Origin of the sequence: Streptomyces sp. TM32 (assembly GCF_004122755.1) — a bacterium.
Taxonomy (GTDB): Bacteria; Actinomycetota; Actinomycetes; order Streptomycetales; family Streptomycetaceae; genus Streptomyces; species Streptomyces sioyaensis.
Genome location: NZ_SDIG01000133.1, coordinates 1 through 19,062, shown reverse-complemented (window position 1 = coordinate 19,062; position 19,062 = coordinate 1). Strand labels below are relative to the sequence as shown.

The window sequence follows — 19,062 nt, the reverse complement described above, 5'->3', positions numbered from 1 at the left end:
CGTCATGCCCGGCGCCCGCATGCAGATGATCGTCGTGATGAAGTTGACCGAACCGAGGATCGTGCCGAAGCCGGAGAAGGCCAGACCCATGATCCACATGTCCGCGCCGACGCCCGGCGAACGCACCGCGTCCGACAACGGCGAGTACGCGAACCAGCCGAAGTCCGCCGCACCCTGCGGGGTGAGGAAGCCGGCCACCGCGATCAGCGAACCGAAGAGGTAGAGCCAGTAGGCGAACATGTTCAGCCGCGGGAACGCCACGTCGGGGGCGCCGATCTGCAGCGGCATGATCCAGTTCGCGAAACCGGCGAACAGCGGCGTCGCGAACATCAGCAGCATGATCGTGCCGTGCATCGTGAACGCCTGGTTGAACTGCTCGTTCGACATGATCTGCGTGCCGGGACGAGCCAGTTCGGCGCGCATGAGGAGCGCCATCAGGCCGCCGATGCAGAAGAACGCGAACGACGTGACCAGGTAGAGCGTGCCGATGGTCTTGTGGTCAGTGGTGGTGAGCCACTGAACGGCAGCGATACCGGGTTGCTTCTTGCGTACGGGCGGTGCTGCCGGAGCCGTATCGGCGGCGGCACCCTGAGGTTCGTTGAGGATGCTCACTGGTTCTTCGTCTCCGCATTCCTGGCGTGATCCGTCTGCTTGATGCCCGACGGCAGGTATCCGGTCTGGCCCTTCTTCGCCAGGTCCTTCAGGTGTGCCCGGTACCGCTCGGGGGACACGACCTTGACGTTGAAGAGCATCCGGGAGTGGTCGACGCCGCAGAGCTCGGCGCACTTGCCCATGAAGGTGCCCTCCTTGTTGGGAGTCACCTCGAAGACGTTGGTGTGGCCCGGGATGACGTCCTGCTTCATCAGGAACGGCACCACCCAGAAGGAGTGGATGACGTCACGAGAGGTCAGCACGAACTGGACCGTCTCGCCCTTCGGCAGCCACAGGGTCGGACCGGGGTTGCCGGTCTGCGGGTTGCGCTCGCCCGGGGTGCCGACGTCGTAGACGCCGTCCGCACCGGCCGGCGCGGTCTTCTTCCACTTGTCCGGGACCGCGGAGAGTGCGGGGGAAGTGAGGGCCGAGGTCGACTTGTTGCCGTCCACGTTCTCCAGGTAGTTGAACGCCCAGCTCCACTGGAAGCCAACGACGTTCACGACGTGGTCGGGCTTCTTGGAAGTCTTCAGGAGCGCGCTCTCATCACGTGCGGTGAAGTAGAAAAGCACCGCAATGATGATGAACGGGACGATCGTGTACAACGCCTCGATCGGCATGTTGTACCGGGTCTGCGCGGGGACCTCCACCTTGGTCCTGCTGCGGCGGTGGAAGATCACACTCCAGATGATCAGGCCCCACACCAGCACGCCCGTTGCGAGGGCGGCGGCCCAGGAGCCTTGCCAAAGAGAGAGGATCCGCGGCGCCTCGTCGGTGACGGGCGTTGGCATGCCGAGGCGGGGGAAGTCCTTATATGTGCAACCAGTAGCGGTCGCCAGGACCAGGCCCGCAGCAAGCACCTGCGGCAGCTTCCGCCGCATCGGGCGCCGCGACGAGCGGTCGGAGCCGTTGGGACTCACGTAGCGCCTTCCCGAGAGTCTCGCCCGCGCGGTCGGCTGCGGCCTTACTCGCTGGTCGGTCGCCGCCCTGCGTCGGGCAGGGGTTTGGATGTTTATGCGGGCCAAACCTTACTGGACGCTATTTGGGGTCGCGCGGGGAGGGTGCCCAACGCGCCGCGCCGCACCCCTAAGGGGTGGCCAGGCCCCTTGCCGACGGCCCGCCGAACCCCCGAATACCCGCTTCCACCAGGCATCTGACGCCGCACCCGGCACCGTACCCGCCCCGCTTCGGCCGCGCCCGGCCGGCCGCCCCGTACCCCGCCGTACCCGAGTCCGCGCGCCGCCCAGGGCCGGTGTTCTACCGTCGTGACGTGCCCTACTTCGACGCGGCCTCGACCGCCCCGCTGCACCCCGTCGCCCGCGAGGCACTCCTCGCCTCGCTCGACGAAGGGTGGGCCGACCCGGCCCGCCTCTATCGCGAGGGGCGGCGCGCCCGGCTGCTGCTGGACGCCGCCCGGGAGGCCGCGGCCGAGGCGGTGGGCTGTCGCCCGGACGAATTGGTTTTCACCCCTTCGGGGACACAGGCGGTGCATAGGGGAGTGGCCGGCGCGCTGGCGGCCCGTCGGCGGGCCGGCCGCCGGCTGCTGCACTCCGCCGTCGAGCACTCCTCGGTGCTGCATGCCGCCGAGGTCCACGAGGCGGCCGGCGGGACCCGGGTGGAGCTGCCGGTGGACCGTACGGGCCGGGTGGCGGCCGGCGAGGTGGCCGCCGCGCTCGGTACGGACACCGCGCTGGTCTGCCTCCAGTCCGCCAATCACGAAGTGGGGACCGAGCAGCCGGTCGACGAGGTGGCGGAGCGCTGCCGGGAGGCGGGGGTGCCGCTGCTGGTGGATGCCGCCCAGTCGCTGCCGTGGGGTCCGGTGCCCGGTCCCTGGTCGCTGCTGGCGGCGAGCGCCCACAAGTGGGGCGGCCCGCCCGGTGTGGGGCTGCTCGTGGTCCGCAAGGGGACCCGGTTCGCGCCCCAGGGACCGGCGGACGAGCGGGAGTCGGGCCGCAGCCCGGGCTTCGAGAACCTCCCGGCGATCGTGGCCGCCGCGGCTTCCCTGCGCGCACTGCGGGCGGACCCGGGGACGGACGGGGAAGCGGCACGGCTGCGGCTCCTGGTGGACCGGATCCGCACACGGGTGCCGGAGCTGGTGCCGGACGTGGAGGTGGTCGGCGACCCGGTGCGCCGCCTGCCCCATCTCGTCACCTTCTCCTGTCTCTATGTCGACGGGGAGACCCTGCTGCACGAGCTGGACCGGGCGGGCTTCTCGGTGTCGTCGGGCTCGTCCTGTACGTCCAGCACCCTGACGCCGAGCCATGTGCTGCGGGCGATGGGGGTGCTGTCCGAGGGAAATGTCCGGATCTCGCTGCCGTACGGCACGGCCGAGGCCGAGGTGGAACGCTTCCTGGAGGTGCTGCCGCGGGTGGTGCGCTCGGTGCGGGAGCGGCTGGGCGGCCCGGCGGCGGGCGCCGAGGAGGTGCCGGCAGCGGAAGCGGACGGCGGGGCTGCACGCACGGCCCCGGCGGCACCGGCCGCGGAGCCCGCCGAGGCGGCCGGGCTGGTCGTCGACGCACTGGGCAAGCGCTGCCCGATCCCCGTCATCGAGCTCGCGAAGGTGATCGGCGAGGTGCCGGTCGGCCACACGGTGACGGTGCTCTCCGACGACGAGGCCGCCCGGCAGGACATCCCCGCCTGGTGCACCATGCGCGACCAGGAGTACGTGGGTGAGCGGGCGGCCGAGCGCGGCGCCGCGTATGTCGTGCGGCGCCGCGCCTGACGCGGTGGTTCAGGCCAGGTGCTGCTGGACGTCGTTCGCGGCCTCGTGCCCGTATGCCTTGGTGAAGCGGTCCATGAAGTGGCTGCGGTGCAGCTCGTACTCCTGGGTGCCGACGGTCTCGATGACCAGGGTCGCCAGCATGCAGCCGACCTGCGCGGCGCGCTCCAGGCCGACGCCCCAGGCCAGGCCGGACAGGAAGCCGGCGCGGAAGGCGTCGCCGACGCCGGTCGGGTCGGCCTTGGTGTTCTCCTCCGGGACGCCGACCTCGATGGTCGGCTCGCCGACCCGCTCGATGCGGACGCCGTTGGCGCCGAGGGTGGTGACGCGGGTGCCGACCTTGGCGAGGATCTCCTCGTCGGTCCAGCCGGTCTTGGACTCGATCAGGCCCTTCTCGTACTCGTTGGAGAAGAGGTAGGTGGCGCCCTCCATGAGGGTGCGGATGGCGTCGCCGTCCATGCGGGCGATCTGCTGGGAGAAGTCGGCGGCGAAGGGGATGCCGCGGGTGCGGCACTCCTCGGTGTGCCGGATCATCGCCTCGGGGTCGTCCGCGCCGATCAGGACGAGGTCCAGGCCGCCGACCCGCTCGGCGACATGCTGCAGCTCGATCAGCCGGGCCTCGCTCATCGCGCCGGTGTAGAAGGAGCCGATCTGGTTGTGGTCGGCGTCGGTGGTGCACACGAAGCGCGCGGTGTGCAGCACCTCGGAGATGCGTACGGAGCGGGTGTCGACGCCGTGGCGGTCGAGCCAGGCGCGGTACTCCTCGAAGTCGTTGCCCGCGGCGCCGACCAGGATCGGCTCGATGCCGAGCTGGCCCATGCCGAAGCAGATGTTGGGGGCGACGCCGCCGCGGCGGACGTCGAGCTGGTCGACCAGGAACGAGAGGGAGACCGTATGCAGCTGGTCGGCGACCAACTGATCGGCGAAGCGGCCGGGGAAGGTCATCAGGTGGTCGGTGGCGATGGAGCCGGTGACTGCGATACGCACGACGGGTCTGCTCCTGCGGAAGGCGTAGGGGCGGGCGGACGTGAAGCAACGCTACCCGGCGGGGTCGCACACCACCCGGTCATCCCGGACACTTGAGCTACGGAAACTACCCAATAGTAGGTCTTTCTCCACGGTTTATGACTGCGTACGGTGCCGCTATGACCAAGCCTGTGAAAGCCGTCACACCGTCCCCTGACGCGCCCGCCCGGCGGGACCCGGAGTCGCTCGACGAGCTGCGCGGTGACTGCGCACGCATGGAGGGCCGCTGGAGTGCCGGCCGGCGTCCCGCGCCGGCCCCGGGGCGGTCCGCCGATCTGCACGGCGTCAAGGTCCCCTCGTCCTCCGCCGCCCTGCTGGACGGAATGTCCGAGTACGGCGACTGACCGCCCGCCCGCCGGGGGCCGAACGGCGCCCGACGGGGGAACCGCATCCAACCCCGCTCCGTCCCATCGACGTCCCCTCACGGAGGATGGCACGTCAGATGTTCAGCGGAGCCGAAGGAGCGATGCGGTGAACACCGAGGACAGCAACGAGAGCCCGAACCCCACGGAGCGCAGGCGGCGCACCCCGGCAGTGGTCGCCTCGGTGGCCGCCGCGGTGCTGCTGGCCGGGGGCGGCGCGGCGTACTGGGCCTCGTCGACGTCCGGCGACGGGGCCGCCGGCCCGGCCAAGGGCGACCCGCCGCCCCTCGCGCTCGACGGCTATTCCGGCGGCTCGATCGCGGCCGGTGAGCCCAATCCGCAGGGTGCGAAGTACCGGGCGGTGAAGAAGCTGCCCGGCGGTCCGGCGGCGGCGCCGGTCTACCGCCCCAAGGGCGAGATCAGCCGGGAGTCGGTGGAGCGGCTGGCCAAGGCGCTGGACGTGGCCGGAAAGGTCCGTTCGGAGGGCACCACCTGGAAGGTCGGCGGACCGACGCGGGACGGCCGCGGCCCCGTCCTCCAGGTGACCAAGACCGGCTCGGGCTCCTGGACGTTCTCGCAGTACGGCACCCCGGGCGGCACCAACTGTGCGCTGCCCGCTTCCCCCAAGGGCGACAAGGGCGGGGACGGTGCCGCCGCGTCGAGCCGGCCCGGCTGCCCGTCGTACCGCGGCGGCGGGGACATCGCGACCGAGGACGACAGCAGCGGCAAGGGCGCGGTGTCGCCGGAGAAGGCCAAGCAGGCGGTGCGGCCGGTGCTGAAGGCGCTCGGCCAGGAGGACTCCAAGGTCGACGCGGGCGGGCTGTCCGGTGCGGTGCGGATCGTCACCGCCAACCCGGTGCTGGGCGGGCTGCCGACGTACGGCTGGCAGAGCGATCTGCAGGTCGGTTCGGACGGTCAAGTGGTCGGCGGCAGCGGCCAGTTCGCGAATCCGGTCAAGGGCGCGGAGTATCCGGTGCTGAACGCCGACAAGACACTGGACCGGCTGAACTCGGGCGAGGGCCGCAAGCCGGCCGGCTGCCCCTCGCCGCCCGGCAAGAAGGACACCAAGGACGGCAAGGCCGGCGGGATCGCGCCGTGCGAGCCGGCGCCGACGAAGGCGCAGCAGCCGTCCGACGTGACCGGTGCGGCCTTCGGGCTCTCGGTCCAGTACGTGGACGGCGGGCAGGCGCTGGTGCCGTCGTGGCTGTACACGGTGCGCCAGCCGGGCGCCGGCAGCGGACCGGACGCCACCTCGACGGTCGCGCAGCCGGCCGTGGACCCGAAGTACCTGGCCCACCGGGACGGCGGGGGCAGCTCGCAGGGCACGGGGCAGGCGCCGCGCAAGCCGTCCGGGAAGCCCGGGGCGATGGCCCTGGAGTCGTACGGCGTGAGCGACGGCGGCAAGAAGCTGACGGTGCACTTCTGGGGCGGGGTGTGCAGCGTCTACTCGGTGAGCGCCGAGGAGTCCGGCTCGGCCGTGAAAACCAAGGTCGTCGGCAAGGACAAGAAGCCCGGCCAGGTCTGTGTGAAGATCGCCAAGGAGTTCACCAAGACCGTGACGCTGCACCGGCCGCTGGACGGCCGGAAGGTGGTCGACGTCTCGACCGGTGAGTCGGTGCCCAAGCAGTAGCCCGGAAGCCCGGGTGCGGAATCCGAAAGGCGGCGCTCCCCCACTCGGGGGGCGCCGCCTTCCGTACGTACTGCCCGAGCTCCTTAGCTGAAGGAGTCGCCGCAGGCGCAGGAGCCGGTGGCGTTCGGGTTGTCGATCGTGAAGCCCTGCTTCTCGATGGTGTCGACGAAGTCGATGGAGGCACCGCCCAGGTAGGGGGCGCTCATCCGGTCGGTGACGACCTTCACGCCGTCGAAGTCCTTGACGACATCGCCGTCGAGCGAACGCTCGTCGAAGAAGAGCTGGTAGCGCAGTCCGGAGCAGCCGCCGGGCTGAACGGCCACCCGCAGCGCGAGGTCGTCCCGGCCTTCCTGCTCCAGCAGGCTCTTGACCTTCGACGCGGCCGCGTCGGACAGGATGATGCCGTCGCTGACGGTGGTCTCGTCCTGAACGCTCATCTAGATCTCTCCCGGGTTGTACGGACCGCTTGTCATCGGATGCAAAGCTGCAACCAATGACGTCCCGGATTAATTCCGGCTGGGCACAACATGTCGAGAAGCCTTCCGGCGCACCGCCGGGGGCGGCTTCTCACCATTGTTCTCCCCTCATGCTCGCACACCGGCGGGCAGGAACAGGTGGCCGAGCACACATGGCGGGGTGCTGATGCGTCACATCGACACAAGCCCCATCGTCAAAGTGACGTGAAGCAGCTATGATAGATAGCGTCAAATAGACGAAAAGGCTTTTGTGCAAGAGCCGTCCGCAGAAAAGAGAGGGTGCGTGTTGTGACCACCGCCCAGCCCCTGGACGTCCAGCCGACCCCGCTGGCCCTGCTCCTCCTCGGCCGCGAGGCCGACCCGAAGAGCGAGCGCGGTGTGGAGTGCCCCGGCGATCTGCCGGCGCCGTCGGACCCCGATCTCGTCGAGCGCGCCCGCGCGGCCAAGGCGAAGCTCGGGGACAAGGTCTTCGTCCTGGGGCACCACTACCAGCGCGACGAGGTCATCGAGTTCGCCGATGTCACCGGCGACTCCTTCAAGCTCGCGCGGGACGCCGCCGCCCGGCCGGACGCCGAGTACATCGTCTTCTGCGGTGTGCACTTCATGGCGGAGTCGGCCGACATCCTCACCGGCGACGACCAGCAGGTCGTCCTCCCCGACCTGGCCGCCGGCTGCTCGATGGCCGACATGGCCACGGCCGAGCAGGTCGCCGAGTGCTGGGACCACCTCGCCGAGGCCGGTATCGCCGAGCAGGTCGTGCCCGTCTCGTACATGAACTCCTCGGCCGACATCAAGGCGTTCACCGGCAAGCACGGCGGCACGATCTGCACGTCCTCCAACGCCAAGCGGGCGCTGGACTGGGCCTTCGAGCAGGGCGAGAAGGTCCTCTTCCTGCCGGACCAGCACCTCGGCCGCAACACCGCCGTCCGCGACCTGGGCATGTCCCTGGACGACTGCGTGGTCTACAACCCGCACAAGCCGAACGGCGGCCTGACCGTCGAGCAGCTGCGGGCCGCGAAGATGATCCTGTGGCGCGGCCACTGCTCGGTGCACGGCCGGTTCTCCCTGGAGTCGGTGAACGACGTACGGGCGCGGATCCCCGACGTCAACGTCCTCGTCCACCCCGAGTGCAAGCACGAGGTCGTGGCGGCGGCGGACCAGGTCGGCTCGACGGAGTACATCATCAAGGCCCTGGAGGCCGCGCCGCGCGGCTCGAAGTGGGCCATCGGCACCGAGCTGAACCTCGTCCGCCGGCTGGCGAACCGCTTCGCCGCGGAGGACAAGGAGATCGTCTTCCTCGACAAGACGGTCTGCTTCTGCTCGACGATGAACCGCATCGACCTCCCCCACCTGGTGTGGGCGCTGGAGTCGCTCGCCGCCGGCAAGGTCGTCAACCGCATCGAGGTCGACAAGGAGACGGAGAGCTTCGCGAAGCTGGCGTTGGAGCGGATGCTGGCGTTGCCGTAGGCGTACGTACGTTTTTGGCTTTCCCGCCGTGGGGGTTGCGCGCCGTTTGTCGCCCGCTGCGCGGTGCGCGCGCCGCTGCGCTTTGCGGCGCCGCCGGACGTTGTCGGCTTTCCCGCCGTGATTGCTTCTCGCCGTTGCTCCCCCACTGCCTGAAGGGCGTGGGAGGTACCCCCACGCGGCGGGCTGGGTGGGTGTCGGGTGCGGTGACGGGCCTCCGGGGCCGGTGTGGGGGACTGCTTCGCTTTACGTCCCACACACCGGCCCCTCCGGGCCGTCCCCTCCCGTGAGTGGAGTACGTGGCGGTGAGTGGGGGCGGGCGTCGAGCCGCTCAGCGTTCCCGGCGGCGGCGTGGTGGCCGTTCGGCCGTGCCGGTCCCGGATGCGGCGGGGGCGGCGGCTTCCAGGGTCCAGCGGACCTTGTCGCCGCCCTTGATCGCGGTGTGGCAGGGGCCCTTCGTGATCTTCTTCTCGTTGACGTACGCGTTCCACTTCTTGGTGCTGTCCGCGGCGTCGCCGTGGATCTCGGTGACCACGTAGTCCTGGGTGGTGGCGTCCCAGCTCGCCCGGACCCCGCCGAGGCCGTAGATGTGGTCAGCGTCGACCAGGGCGGTCAGGGGGGTGGGGTTGATGCCGTCGGCGGCGCAGTAGAAGCCGCCGAAGAGGGTGCGCGGGCCCGTCCGGACGAGTCCCACGCTGGCGGTGTACGAGCCGCCGGTGACCGCCACCCGGACGGCGGCGGTGGAACCCTCGGCGCCGGCCGGCGGAGCGGCCGTGAGGGCCAGCGGGAGCAGCAGCGCGGCAGCGGTTACAGCGGTTACGGGGACGACCCTGCGGGCCGGGGCACTCGGCACGCTCCTCACCTTTGCCTTTCGTCGGTTCGGCAACCATCAGTTACCAAACCATCGCTCCCCGCGATCGGCGAGAGGTGCGCCTCCGAACGCGTACGTGGCCCGGGCGGCGGGCGGGCCGGGTCACAGGGAGACGGACTGTCCGTTCGGGGTGACCGTGATCCGGTAGCGGTCCCTGGGCGGGCTGCCCTGGGCGGTCCAGGCACGGTAGGCGGCTGCCACCTCGTCCCACAGGCGGCGCGGGCCGTGCTGTTCGGTCTCGTACGTGTCGTGGCCGGGCACGTATTCCACCGTCGCCCAGGAGGTGCGGGCGTCGTCGAAGAGCCAGTACGTGGCTTCGTCGCTGCCGTCGTCGGCATGGCACAGCAGCGGCCAGGCGTCCCGTACCCGGAGGCCGACGGCGAAGCGGGCGTGCAGATCGTCCTCCAGGGTCCGGGGGTCGATCGTGGTCGTCGCGCGCTCGCCCTCCTCGCCGTGGTACCAGTCCCTGATCCTGCCGTAGGAACGGCGCTGCTGACGGGCCCACATGAAGGCCGGGCGGCCGGAGAAGCGGCCGGTGGCCTGCCCGTCGCGGACGGTCAGGGTGGCGAACGAGAAGGAGTGGAACGAGGAGCCCCACGGGGTGAGGATCGTGCCGCCCGGTGCGGTCTGTGCCACCCAGGCATAGGGGATGTCGCGGACGGTGCAGGTGGCGATGGTGCGGTCGTAGGGCGCCCCGCCGGGGACGCCGGCCAGGCCGTCGCCGTATTCCGTGCGGGGGTGCAGACCGGCTCGCGCGAGGTTGTCCCGGGCGATGTCGCGCAGAGCCTTGTCGGTCTCGATGGTGGTCGTGCGGTGCTCGCCGAGCCGGTGGGCGAGCCAGGCGGCGTGGTAGCCGGTGCCGGTGCCGATCTCCAGTACCGCGTCGCCGTCCCGGACGACCGCGGCCATGGCGAGCATCAGGGAGGGCATGGACGTCGAGCACGTGGGGATGGTGACCTGGCCGTCCGTGGCCCGGCCGTCGTTGTGCTGGGTGACGAGGGGCAGGTCGGCGTAGACCATCCGCCGCCACTCTGCCTCGTCCGCGGAGCGGGAGAGCGTGCGCTCCCCCACCGTGAAGGTGTCCGGGACGAAGTGCGCCCGATCGACCACGGCGACGGTCGGGGCCCACTGAGGCGTCAACGCGCCCTTGTTGCGCAGGATTTCCACCAGCCGGCTCGGCGAGGACACGGCGCCTCCCTACTTCTTCGGCGGGTTGGTCACCGGCTTGGTCCACTGGCCGTCGGATTCCTTCGGGCTCTGCTGCTTGTCGCCGTCCGTGCCTCCCTTGCCGTCACCGTGCTTTCCCATGGATGCCCCCTTCGTCGGTGGTGGGCGGTCGCGCCCCGTGGAAGGGGTGCCCAGCGCGATGCCCCCGCAAGCAGCGGCCTGCGGGGGCATCGTTTCGTCGCCGGGGCGTCGTCGTCAGACGGTCGCCGGTTCCGGGGTGCGGTCGTCCTTTCCGGACTGCGGGCCGGAGGTGTCGACCCGCTTCCTGGCCTTCTTCTTCGCCCGGCGCTCCTTGCGGAGCTCGATCATCGCGTAGAGCGTCGGGACGAGGAGGAGGGTGAGGAGGGTGGAGGTGATCAGGCCGCCGATCACGACCACGGCGAGCGGCTGGGATATGAAGCCGCCGTCTCCGGTGATGGACAGGGCCATCGGGAGCAGCGCCATGATGGTGGCCAGGGCCGTCATCAGGATGGGGCGGAGGCGGTGGCGGCCGCCCTCGATGACGGCTTCGACGACTCCGTAACCCTGCGCCCGGTACTGGTTGATGAGGTCGATCAGCACGATGGCGTTGGTGACCACGATGCCGATCAGCATCAGCATGCCGATCATCGCCGGGACGCCCAGCGGGGTGCCGGTGGCGACCAGCAGGCCGATCGCTCCGGTGGCCGCGAACGGGATCGAGACGAGCAGGATCATCGGCTGGATCAGCGAGCGGAAGGTGGCCACCAGGAGCATGAAGACGATGGCGATGGCCGCCATCATCGCCATCCCGAGCGAGGAGAACGCGTCGGACTGGTCCTGGGAGACGCCGCCGATGGTCGCAGTGGCACCGTCCGGCAGCTTCAGCGCGTCGATCTTCTTCTTCAACTCGGCGCTGACCGCACCGGTGTTGTCGCCGGTCGGCTTGGCCGTGACGGTCGCCGAGCGGGCGCCGTCGGTCCGGGTCATCTGGACCGGGCCGGGGACGGTCCGGACCGTGGCGAGGCTGCTGAGCTTGGCCGGGCCGGACGGGGTCGGGACGGCCAGGTTCTTCAGGTCGTCCTCGGTGGTGGCCGGGTGGGCCGCCTTGATGACGATGTCCCGCTCGGTGTCGTCCAGGACGGCCTTGCCGCTCTCGGTGCCGCGGACCGCCTGGGTCACCGCCGCGCCGAGCGTGGTCTGGTCGTAACCGGCCGCGGCCGCCTTGGCGTTGGGCTTCACCGAGATCCGCGGCACGCTCTCGGAGAGGTCGCTCTGGACGTCGGTGACGTGGTCGAGACCGGCCACCGTCTTGCGGACCTGCTCGTTGGCCTGCTTCAGGACGCCGGCGTCACCGGCCTTGACGACCACGCTCAGGTCCTGGTTGCCCATGCCGCCACCGGTGCTGAAGCTGGTGTTGCCGATGGACGGGCCGAGCTTGTCGAGGCCGGCCCGCAGGTCGTCGGTGACCTTGTCGGAGTCCGCGGAGTCCTTCAGCTTGAGCTGGTAGGAGACCTTGTTGGCGCCGGTGCCGCCGCCGAAGGCCGCCATGAGGCCGGAGGAACCGACGGTGGCCTGGTAGTCGGCGACGTCGTCGTTGGCCCCGAGCAGCTTCTCGACCTTCTTGGCCTGCTTGTCGGCCGCGTCCAGGCTGGTGCCGGGCTTGAGTTCCTGCTTGAGGGTGAGGGTGCTCTGGTCGCCCTGGTCGAGGAAGTTGGTCTTGAGCAGGGGGCCCATGGCCATGGTGCCGAGGAGGATCACCACGGCGATGACCAGGCTGGTGAACCGGCGGCGGGTGGCGAACCGCAGGACCGGGACGTAGAAGCGCTGGAGGGGGCTCTTGGCCTCCTTCTCCTCGGCCGCGCGGCGCAGGTCGTCCGCGGTGGCGCCCTCGGGGAGCTTCGGGGCGCGCAGGAACCAGTAGGACAGCACCGGAACGACCGTCAGGGAGACGATCAGGGAGGAGAGCAGGGCGACGGTCACCGTCAGCGAGAAGGAGCCGAACAGCGCGCCGATCATGCCGCCGACCACACCGATCGGGAGGAAAACCGCGACCGTGGTGAGCGTGGAGGAGGTGATCGCTCCGGAGACCTCCTTGACGGCGGAGAGGATGGCCTCGCGGCGCTCCTCGCCGTAGCCCAGGTGCCGCTTGATGTTCTCCAGGACGACGATGGAGTCGTCGACGACGCGGCCGATCGCGATGGTCAGCGCGCCGAGGGTGAGCATGTTGAGGGAGAGGTCACCGGTCCACAGCACGATCAGGGTGATGACGACCGAGAGCGGGATGGAGACCGCGGTCACCAGGGTGGAGCGCAGGCTGAGCAGGAAGACCAGGATGACGATGACCGCCATGACGAGGCCGAGCAGGCCCTCGGTGGTCAGCGAGTCGATCGACTTGGAGACCTGCGGGCCCTGGTCGGAGGCGACCGTGACGTGGGTGCCCTTGCCCAGGTCCTGACGGATCTTGGGGAGCTTGTCCTTGATCGCGTCGGAGATGGCGACGGCGCTGCCGTCCTTGTCCATCGTCACGTTCACCCCGAGGCTGGGCTTGCCGTTGGTGCGGGTGAGCGAGGTCGGGGTGGCCTGCTCCTCCTTGACGGTGGCGACATCGCCGAGGCGGACGGGTTCGGACGCACGCGCGCCGCCGCCCGCGGCCGGAGCGCCGCCTGCCGCTGCACCGGCCCCGCCACCCGCACCGCCACCTGCCGAGGGGCCGCCGCCCGCGGAGGCACCGGCACCCGCGCCGCCGCCCGCGGACGGGGAGAGGGTCAGGTCCTTGATCTGTGCGACGGAGGTGAAGCCGGCGCCGACCTGAACGGTCTTGCTCTTGCCGCCCTCGGCGAACGACCCGGCGGGTACCGACGTGCCGCCGTTCTGCAGCGCCTGGCCCAGTGCCTGGGCGCTCAGCCCGGCGGCGGCGAGCTTCTTGTCGTCGGGGGTGACCGCGACGATCCGGTCCTGGACGCCGGACACGGTGACCTGGCTGACGCCGTCGATGTTCTTCAGGTCCGGTACGACGCTGCGGTTGAGCTCGTCGGCCAGCGTCTGCTGGTCCTTGGAGTCGGAGGAGGCGGCGAGGACCACGCTGGGGATGTCGTCGGTCGAACCGGACACCACCTGCGGGTCGACGTCCTTGGGCAGCTTGGCGCGGGCCCGGTTCACGGCCTGCTGGACATCGGCGACCAGACGCTTGGTGTCGTTGCCGTAGTCGAACTGCGCCATGATGACGCCCGAGCCCTCGCTCGACGTCGAGGTGACGGACTTGATGCCGTCGACCCCCTGGACGCCGTCCTCCAGCGGTTCGATCACCTGCTTCTCGACGACATCGGGCGAGGCCCCCTGATAGGGCGCCAGGACGGACACCATCGGGAGTTCGATGGAGGGCAGGAGCTGCTGCTTGAGCTGTGGGATCGCGATGGCGCCGAAGGCGATCGCCACGATCGACATCAGCGCTATCAGGCCCCGTTGTACGAGGCTGAGGCGGGACAGCCAGGACATGGTGGGGTCACTCTCTTCTGTTCCGAAAGGGCGGCGGGGCCTGCTGGGCCCGACGACAGGGGCCTTTACAGCCCACCTCAACCTTCCGGCATGCCCTGGCCGGATTTCCTCGCTCGCAGGTCGGTTTCCGAGCCGGGGGTGTACCGCGTTCGGAGTACGTTTACTCCACCCTTACTGCACCCGTGGACGTACGAGTCCGGACTCGTAGGCGATGACCACCAACTGGGCGCGGTCCCGGGCCCCGAGCTTGGCCATCGCACGATTGACATGCGTCTTGACGGTGAGCGGGCTGACCGCGAGCTGTTCGGCGATCTCGTCGTTGGACAGCCCGCCGGCCACCAGCGTCAGCACCTCCCGCTCCCGGCAGGTCAGCGTCGCCAGCCGCTCGGTGCCCCGCCCGGCCCGATTGCCGTCACCCGAACTCCGGCCCTGCGCAAGGAACTTGGCGATCAGCCCCTTGGTCGCCACCGGTGACAGCAGCGCCTCACCGGCCGCCGCGATCCGGATGGCGTGCAGCATCTCGTCCGGCTCGGCGCCCTTGCCGAGGAAGCCGCTGGCGCCGTTGCGCAGCGACTGCACCACATAGTCGTCGGCCTCGAACGTCGTCAGGATGACCACCCGGACCTCGGTGAGGTCGGGGTCCTCGCTGATCATGCGGGTGGCCGCCAGGCCGTCGACACCGGGCATCCGGATGTCCATCAGGACGACATCGGGGCGCTGGGCCCGGGTCAGCTCGTACGCCCGGGCGCCGTCGGAGGCCTCCCCCACCACCCGCATGTCCGGTTCGGAGTCGACCAGCACCCGGAACGCGCTGCGCAGCAGCGCCTGGTCATCGGCGAGCAGCACCTTGATCGTCATGTCGTCTCCCCCGTACGGACGGTCTGCAGTGGAAGGGTCACCCGCACCTGGAAGCCGCCGGCCGCGCGGGGGCCGGTCTCGACGGTGCCGCGCAGCGCGAAGACCCGCTCGCGCATCCCGATCAGGCCGTGGCCGCCGCCGGGCTCGGGACCGTCCGGCTCCGCGGCCGGCCGCTCGCCGCCCTTCTGGCGCGGTACGCCGGCCCGGCCGGCGCCGTCGTCCAGGACGGTCACGGTCAGCGCGGTGTCGGAGTGCACGATACGTACCGTGGCCCGGGCCCCTTCCCCGGCGTGCTTGTGGACGTTGGTCAGCGCCTCCTGGACCACGCGGTAGGCGGTGAGGTCGGCGGAGGCGGGCAGTGGCCTCGGCAGCGGCGGGACCTCCAGGTCGACGGGGATCCCGGCGCGGACGAACCCGTCGACGAGCTGGTCGAGGACGCCCAGGCCCGGGGCCGGCTCGGTCGGTGCTTTCGGGTCGTCGGAGTGCCGCAGCAGGCCCACGGTGGTGCGGAGTTCCTCCAGCGCGGAGCGGGACGCCTCGCGGACGTGCGCCAGCGCCTCCTTGGCCTGGTCGGGGCGGTTGTCCATGACGTGCGAGGCGACCCCGGCCTGGACGTTGACCAAAGCGATGTGGTGGGCGACGACATCGTGCAGCTCGCGGGCGATCCGCAGGCGCTCCTCGGCGACCCGGCGCCGCGCCTCCTCGTCGCGGGTGCGCTCGGCGCGTTCGGCGCGCTCCCGGATGGCGTCGACGAACGCGCGGCGGCTGCGGACCGCGTCTCCGGCCGCCGCGGCCATGCCCGTCCAGGCGAAGAGCCCGATGTTCTCCTGGGAATACCAGGGGCGGGGCCCGTAGAGCATCGCGGCGGCGGTCAGCACGACGACGGTCAGCGCGCCCACCCGCCAGGTGGTGGGGCGGTCGGTGCGGGAGGCCAGGCCGTACAGGGCGATCACGGTGGCGGCGGCCACCGGGGCCCCCTGGGTGCCGGTGCGGGTGAGGAGTTCGGCGAGGGTGAGCACGACCGTCACGGCAAGGACGGTGCGCGGCAGCCGGCGGCGCAGGACCAAGGCGGCACAGGCCAGCGCGGCCAGCGCCACGGCGGTGGCGGACGGCTCGTGGCGGACGAAGTGGGTGTCGTGCGAGCCGTGCGGCCCGGCCATCGCGCCGAGCAGGATGCTTCCGAAGACGGCGACGGCCACGGCGGCGTCCCACGCGCGCGGATGCGTGCGGTGCCACTGGAAGCGGCCGACGCGCGACGCGTCCGGGCGGGGATCGAGGAGGCTCACAAGAGCAAACGGTAGCGCCCCGGTCCGTTCGCGGGGACCGGGGCGCCGTGCGCTGGAGTGCTGTGCGCTGGAGTGAAGTGACCGGGCCGGGGTTCAGCCCGGGATCAGGCCGTCGTCGCTGAGCATCTCCCGGACCTCGTCGAGCGAGGCCTCCGGGGACGGCAGGATGAGGGCGGACGGTTCGAGGGCGTCGTCGGGCAGGGGCGTGCCCAGGCGGCGTACGGCGTCCAGCAGGGCGCCGAGGGTGCGCCGGAAGCCTTCTTCGTCGCCGCTCTCCATCTCGGCGAGCAGCTCATCGTCCAGCTTGTTGAGCTCGGTGAAGTGGGCGTCGTCCAGCTTCACCTGGCCCTCCCCCATGATCCGTACGATCACGACGGTCTCCCTTGGTCCGGTCCGACGATCCTTGCGAGGCTAGCCGCCGCAGCCCGTCACTGCTTGTCGAAACGCGGCTGGTCCTGCTGCGGGGAGGGCTTCGCCTCGCCGTTCTGACCGCTCTCGATGGCCTGCTGGCCGGCGGACGTGCCGCCCGAGAGCTCGGCCTTCATCCGCTGCAGCTCCAGCTCGACATCGCTGCCGCCGGAGAGCCGGTCCAGCTCGGCGGTGATGTCGTCCTTGGCCATGCCGGACGGGTCGTCCAGCGCGCCGGATGCCATCAGCTCGTCGATCGCGCCGGCCCTGGCCTGGAGCTGCGCGGTCTTGTCCTCCGCGCGCTGGATGGCCATGCCGACATCGCCCATCTCTTCGGAGATGCCGGAGAAGGCCTCGCCGATCCGGGTCTGCGCCTGGGCGGCCGTGTACGTGGCCTTGATGGTCTCCTTCTTGGTACGGAAGGCGTCGACCTTGGCCTGCAGGCGCTGGGCGGCGAGCGTGAGCTTCTCCTCCTCGCCCTGCAGCGTCTGGTGCTGCGTCTCCAGGTCGGTGACCTGCTGCTGCAGCGCGCTGCGCCGGGTCAGCGCCTCACGGGCCAGGTCCTCGCGGCCGAGCGCCAGCGCCTTGCGGCCCTGGTCCTCCAGCTTGGCGGACTGGCCCTGGAGCTGGTTGAGCTGCAGCTCCAGGCGCTTGCGGGAGGTCGCCACGTCGGCGACCCCGCGGCGCACCTTCTGCAGCAGCTCCAGCTGCTTCTGGTACGAGTAGTCGAGGGTCTCGCGCGGGTCTTCGGCCCGGTCCAGGGCCTTGTTGGCCTTCGCGCGGAAGATCATCCCCATCCGCTTCATGACACCATCGCTCATGGGCCTCGCGCGCCCCCTTCTGACCCGGGTCGCCCCGGGCTTAGGCTCCAGCACATCTACAGACCCCACAGTACGGGCCCTGGTTCCATTACCGCACTGTTCGGGCCCGGATGCGCTCCTCCTCCAGGACGATCGCGGGGCGCCACGTCTCCCGCGCAGGGAGTAGGGAGAGTCCGGACAACCCGCGAGATGTCCGCTCTGACCCGATGAGCGGGGCGGGTGGCCCGGTGCGGCGGGGCCGGCGAGGGGCTCCGTTGCCGGATCGTGCCCGTCGGACCATGGCTCTCGCGCGGCGACCACGTACTCTTGGGTGTTGTGTTCCGAAGCCGTTCCAAGGATGAGCAGGCCGCGACCGCCAAGGTGACCGCGGACCAGCCCCAGCAGCCCCGCGATCCGCAGGCCCCCAAGGGCCGCCCGACGCCCAAACGCAACGAGGCGCAGTCGCAGCGCCGCTCCCGTGCGCACACGCCGACCAACCGCAAGGACGCGGCCAAGGCCCAGCGTGAGGCCCGCCGTGCCGACATGGCCCGTCAGCGCGAGGCGCTGGCCAACGGCGATGAGCGGTATCTGCCGGTGCGCGACAAGGGGCCGGTGCGGCGGTTCGCGCGGGACTATGTCGACTCCCGCTGGTGCGTCGCCGAGTTCTTCCTGCCGATGGCCGTGGTGATCCTGGTGCTCACCATGATCCGGGTGCCGTCGATCCAGAGCATCGCGCTGCTGCTGTGGCTGGTGCTGATCGTGCTGATCGTGCTCGACTCGGTGCTGATCTGGTTCCGCCTGAGCAAGCGGCTGCAGGAGAAGTTCCCGAACGAGAACCTCAAGGGTGTGAAGGCGTACGCGGTGATGCGCACGCTCCAGATGCGGCGGCTGCGGCTGCCGAAGCCGCAGGTCAAGCGGGGCCAGCGGCCTTAGTCCTTTGGACTGACAAAACGCCGCGCGGCCGGCCCCTCCGTGGGGTCCGGCCGCGCGGCGTTGCGGTCTCAGCCCTCGGCGTCCGCGTGCAGGCTCATCGGGCCCGCGTAGACCTCCGTGCCGTCCTCGAAGAGCCTGACCTGGTCGACGCCGCCGTCGAGGAGGGCCTTCCACTCCTCGCCGATCCAGGACTCCGCGTCGCCCTGCGTGGTGAACTCCTCCGGCTCCACGGCGGGCGCCGCCTCCGCACCGTCCGCCTTCTCGAACCGCCACGTCCACGCCATGTCCGCCTCCTGGATCCCACCGGGTACGAGTCAGTGCCACCGCGGAACGGGTCCTGCCACGTTGCGCGGTGCCGTGCTTCCGTGCTGATCGGCAGCCTAACGGCCGTGTCGAGTCCGCCCCCGCCGCGCTCACCGCTGCCGGACGCGAGAAACTCGGCGGTGTGGATGTGACTCTCCTCGGCACCGGGGCCCCGCAGGGGCTGCCGCGTCCCGGCTGCCCGTGTGCCTCCTGTGCGACCGCCGTCGGCGACGAGGCGCGGGCGGCGACCGCGCTGCTCGTCGACGGCGTGCTGCTGATCGATCTGACGCCGGGGCCGGCCTTCGCGGCCGCCCGGGCCGGGCGGTCGCTGGCGGGCGTGCGACAGGTGCTGCTCTCGCATCCGCACGACGGCCCGGCGATGGAGGTGCCCGCCGGGCTGCCGCAGCCGGGGCGGGTCGCGGACGGGCGGGAGCTGGCCCTGCTCGACGGGCACCGGGTGCGGGCCCTCGCGGTGGACGGCCCGGGGACCGGCTACGAGATCACCGGAGCCGACGGCGAGCGGCTGCTGTATCTGCCGCCGGACGCGGCACCGGCCGGGGTGGGCAACGCCACCGGCCGGGCGGGCGGTGGC

The 19,062-nt window shown here is 70.9% G+C and carries 17 protein-coding genes and 1 pseudogene; 6 read left to right on the top strand and 12 right to left on the bottom strand.

All coding sequences use genetic code 11. The features are described 5' to 3' along the window. Positions 1-612, bottom strand: a 612-nt coding sequence (locus EST92_RS24110; RefSeq protein WP_174244115.1) for a cbb3-type cytochrome c oxidase subunit I, incomplete at its 3' end; no start/stop codon positions are given. Beyond that, positions 609-1,571, bottom strand: a complete 963-nt coding sequence (coxB, locus tag EST92_RS24105) for a cytochrome c oxidase subunit II (RefSeq protein ID WP_174244114.1) — start codon at positions 1,569-1,571, stop codon at positions 609-611. The genes EST92_RS24110 and coxB, both read right to left, overlap by 4 nt. A 350-nt stretch (positions 1,572-1,921) precedes the next feature. On the opposite strand from coxB, the gene EST92_RS24100 reads away from it, so the two are divergent. Further along, positions 1,922-3,373, top strand: coding sequence for a cysteine desulfurase/sulfurtransferase TusA family protein (locus tag EST92_RS24100; protein ID WP_129282903.1), 1,452 nt, complete (start codon positions 1,922-1,924; stop codon positions 3,371-3,373). Positions 3,374-3,382: 9 nt separating this feature from the next. On the opposite strand, the gene EST92_RS24095 is transcribed toward EST92_RS24100, so the two are convergent. Further along, positions 3,383-4,357: a carbohydrate kinase family protein gene (locus tag EST92_RS24095; protein ID WP_129282902.1), complete on the bottom strand. Its 975-nt coding sequence runs from the start codon at positions 4,355-4,357 to the stop codon at positions 3,383-3,385. A gap of 158 nt (positions 4,358-4,515) precedes the next feature. Here EST92_RS24095 and EST92_RS24090 point away from each other — a divergent pair, with 158 nt between their 5' ends. Together EST92_RS24090 and EST92_RS24085 are read left to right on the top strand one after the other, a co-directional pair. Next, positions 4,516-4,740 carry a hypothetical protein gene (locus EST92_RS24090; protein ID WP_129282901.1) on the top strand — a complete coding sequence of 75 codons (225 nt, stop codon included), beginning with the start codon at positions 4,516-4,518 and terminating at the stop codon, positions 4,738-4,740. Positions 4,741-4,867: 127 nt separating this feature from the next. Then, entirely contained in the window at positions 4,868-6,388 is a 1,521-nt protein-coding gene (locus EST92_RS24085) for a hypothetical protein (protein ID WP_129282900.1), read from the top strand. An 83-nt stretch (positions 6,389-6,471) separates the two neighbouring features. Here EST92_RS24085 and erpA read toward each other — a convergent pair whose 3' ends face one another. Beyond that, entirely contained in the window at positions 6,472-6,825 is a 354-nt protein-coding gene (gene erpA, locus EST92_RS24080) for an iron-sulfur cluster insertion protein ErpA (protein WP_006606077.1), read from the bottom strand. A 318-nt stretch (positions 6,826-7,143) separates the two neighbouring features. Between erpA and nadA the strand changes: the two genes are divergently transcribed. Beyond that, positions 7,144-8,331 (top strand): quinolinate synthase NadA, encoded by a 1,188-nt coding sequence (gene nadA / locus EST92_RS24075; protein ID WP_129282899.1) that lies wholly within the window; start codon positions 7,144-7,146, stop codon positions 8,329-8,331. Positions 8,332-8,659: 328 nt separating this feature from the next. Here the strand turns inward: nadA and EST92_RS24070 are convergent, their stop codons facing one another. From EST92_RS24070 to EST92_RS24040, 7 genes are all read right to left on the bottom strand, one after another. Beyond that, the gene (locus EST92_RS24070) at positions 8,660-9,181 is read right to left on the bottom strand and encodes a DUF4430 domain-containing protein (protein WP_129282898.1); all 522 of its coding nucleotides are present in this window, start codon (positions 9,179-9,181) and stop codon (positions 8,660-8,662) included. 120 nt (positions 9,182-9,301) lie between these two features. Beyond that, the gene (locus EST92_RS24065; protein WP_129282897.1) at positions 9,302-10,387 is read right to left on the bottom strand and encodes a methyltransferase domain-containing protein; all 1,086 of its coding nucleotides are present in this window, start codon (positions 10,385-10,387) and stop codon (positions 9,302-9,304) included. A 234-nt stretch (positions 10,388-10,621) separates the two neighbouring features. Then, positions 10,622-13,882: an efflux RND transporter permease subunit gene (locus EST92_RS24060; RefSeq protein ID WP_129282896.1), complete on the bottom strand. Its 3,261-nt coding sequence runs from the start codon at positions 13,880-13,882 to the stop codon at positions 10,622-10,624. A 171-nt stretch (positions 13,883-14,053) separates the two neighbouring features. Then, on the bottom strand, positions 14,054-14,740 hold the full coding sequence (locus EST92_RS24055) for a response regulator transcription factor (protein WP_129282895.1): 687 nt from the start codon (positions 14,738-14,740) through the stop codon (positions 14,054-14,056). Beyond that, entirely contained in the window at positions 14,737-16,026 is a 1,290-nt protein-coding gene (locus tag EST92_RS24050; protein WP_129282894.1) for a sensor histidine kinase, read from the bottom strand. The genes EST92_RS24055 and EST92_RS24050 overlap by 4 nt, the downstream gene beginning before the upstream one ends. Positions 16,027-16,119: 93 nt before the next feature. Continuing rightward, a complete protein-coding gene (locus EST92_RS24045) occupies positions 16,120-16,398 on the bottom strand; it encodes a hypothetical protein (RefSeq protein ID WP_006606071.1) in 279 nt (92 codons plus the stop codon). 56 nt (positions 16,399-16,454) lie between these two features. After that, the gene (locus tag EST92_RS24040; protein ID WP_129282904.1) at positions 16,455-17,240 is read right to left on the bottom strand and encodes a PspA/IM30 family protein; all 786 of its coding nucleotides are present in this window, start codon (positions 17,238-17,240) and stop codon (positions 16,455-16,457) included. A 330-nt stretch (positions 17,241-17,570) separates the two neighbouring features. Between EST92_RS24040 and EST92_RS24035 the strand changes: the two genes are divergently transcribed. After that, positions 17,571-18,167: a DUF3043 domain-containing protein gene (locus EST92_RS24035; protein WP_129282893.1), complete on the top strand. Its 597-nt coding sequence runs from the start codon at positions 17,571-17,573 to the stop codon at positions 18,165-18,167. Between the two features lie 68 nt (positions 18,168-18,235). Here EST92_RS24035 and EST92_RS24030 read toward each other — a convergent pair whose 3' ends face one another. Beyond that, positions 18,236-18,451, bottom strand: coding sequence for a hypothetical protein (locus EST92_RS24030; RefSeq protein WP_129249887.1), 216 nt, complete (start codon positions 18,449-18,451; stop codon positions 18,236-18,238). Between the two features lie 161 nt (positions 18,452-18,612). Between EST92_RS24030 and EST92_RS24025 the strand changes: the two are divergent. After that, a pseudogene (locus tag EST92_RS24025) lies at positions 18,613-19,062 on the top strand (adenosylcobinamide kinase/adenosylcobinamide phosphate guanyltransferase); the annotation flags it as partial.